This is a genomic window from Bradyrhizobium sp. Kon37, assembly GCF_055807535.1.
Map to the genome: position 1 here is coordinate 1 of NZ_JBVVOY010000064.1, position 1,759 is coordinate 1,759.

Here is a 1,759-nt window from a genome sequence, read left to right on the forward strand (position 1 = left end):
GGAGTAGTCTGTACTACCTGTGACTCATTGTTTTTGCCTTGACAAGGTTTTTTTCCTGGTAGAACGCTGCTCATCTCAAAATTAGTAACACTATTAGACATTTTTAAGGAAACCTCTTTGTTATCTCAATATAAAACTACTATCTGAAATTTCTCAGTGTTGCCCCATTTTTCTCGGGGCAACATCGCTATAAATCAATAAAATTAAATCTGTAATTTATTACAGACTTTCTCGTACAGAAAATGTATCTATAAAATCGAGGACATCTTTACGTAACCAGTAATGGCGGCCATTGATTTGTTTTGGGCGAGGTAGCCCCTCAGGCAATTTGTCCTGACAAAGCCATTTACGAATGGTTTGAGATTTGTAGCTAATGATTTTAGCTAAGGAAGGTGCGAATAAGCGGGGAAATTCTTCTCGGCTGACTCAGTCATTTCATTTCTTCATGTTTGAGCCGATTTTTTCTCCCGTAAATGCCTTGAATCAGCCTATTTAGACCGTTTCTTCGCCATTTAAGGCGTTATCCCCAGTTTTTAGTGAGATCTCTCCCACTGACGTATCATTTGGTCCGCCCGAAACAGGTTGGCCAGCGTGAATAACATCGCCAGTTGGTTATCGTTTTTCAGCAACCCCTTGTATCTGGCTTTCACGAAGCCGAACTGTCGCTTGATGATGCGAAATGGGTGCTCCACCCTGGCCCGGATGCTGGCTTTCATGTATTCGATGTTGATGGCCGTTTTGTTCTTGCGTGGATGCTGTTTCAAGGTTCTTACCTTGCCGGGGCGCTCGGCGATCAGCCAGTCCACATCCACCTCGGCCAGCTCCTCGCGCTGTGGCGCCCCTTGGTAGCCGGCATCGGCTGAGACAAATTGCTCCTCTCCATGCAGCAGATTACCCAGCTGATTGAGGTCATGCTCGTTGGCCGCGGTGGTGACCAGGCTGTGGGTCAGGCCACTCTTGGCATCGACACCAATGTGGGCCTTCATGCCAAAGTGCCACTGATTGCCTTTCTTGGTCTGATGCATCTCCGGATCGCGTTGCTGCTCTTTGTTCTTGGTCGAGCTGGGTGCCTCAATGATGGTGGCATCGACCAAGGTGCCTTGAGTCATCATGACGCCTGCTTCGGCCAGCCAGCGATTGATGGTCTTGAACAATTGGCGGGCCAGTTGATGCTGCTCCAGCAGGTGGCGGAAATTCATGATGGTGGTGCGGTCCGGCAAGGCGCTATCCAGGGATAACCGGGCAAACAGACGCATGGAGGCGATTTCGTACAGAGCATCTTCCATCGCGCCATCGCTCAGGTTGTACCAATGCTGCATGCAGTGAATGCGTAGCATGGTTTCCAGCGGATAAGGTCGCCGGCCATTACCAGCCTTGGGGTAAAACGGCTCGATGACTTCCACCATGTTTTGCCATGGCAGAATCTGCTCCATGCGGGACAAGAAAATCTCTTTTCTGGTCTGACGGCGCTTACTGCTGAATTCACTGTCGGCGAAGGTAAGTTGATGACTCATGATGAACCCTGTTCTATGGCTCCAGATGACAAACATGATCTCATATCAGGGACTTGTTCGCACCTTCCTTAGGTAACATTTAGTTTGGCTAAATGTAAAGATATTGCTGTTTTATTGTTTGTTTTTGCGAGATGCGCCGCACCATTCCGAAGCAAAATTCTTAAAATGCACTCTTTTAGTGCTACCGCTGGATTACTGTGGTGCAACTAGGTTGTACTGATGCTGTTTCAGGGTTTGCCTTGTAT

Annotated in this window: 1 protein-coding gene and 1 pseudogene; both read right to left on the bottom strand. The window is 48.0% G+C overall.

Annotation, left to right across the window (positions count from 1 at the left end; all coding sequences use genetic code 11):
• Window positions 1-101: pseudogene (locus AC0L3J_RS36950) on the bottom strand (protein YagM); the annotation flags it as partial.
• A gap of 432 nt (window positions 102-533) precedes the next feature.
• Window positions 534-1,514: an IS5-like element IS5 family transposase gene (locus AC0L3J_RS36955; protein ID WP_000019403.1), complete on the bottom strand. Its 981-nt coding sequence runs from the start codon at window positions 1,512-1,514 to the stop codon at window positions 534-536.
• Window positions 1,515-1,759: the final 245 nt, after the last annotated feature.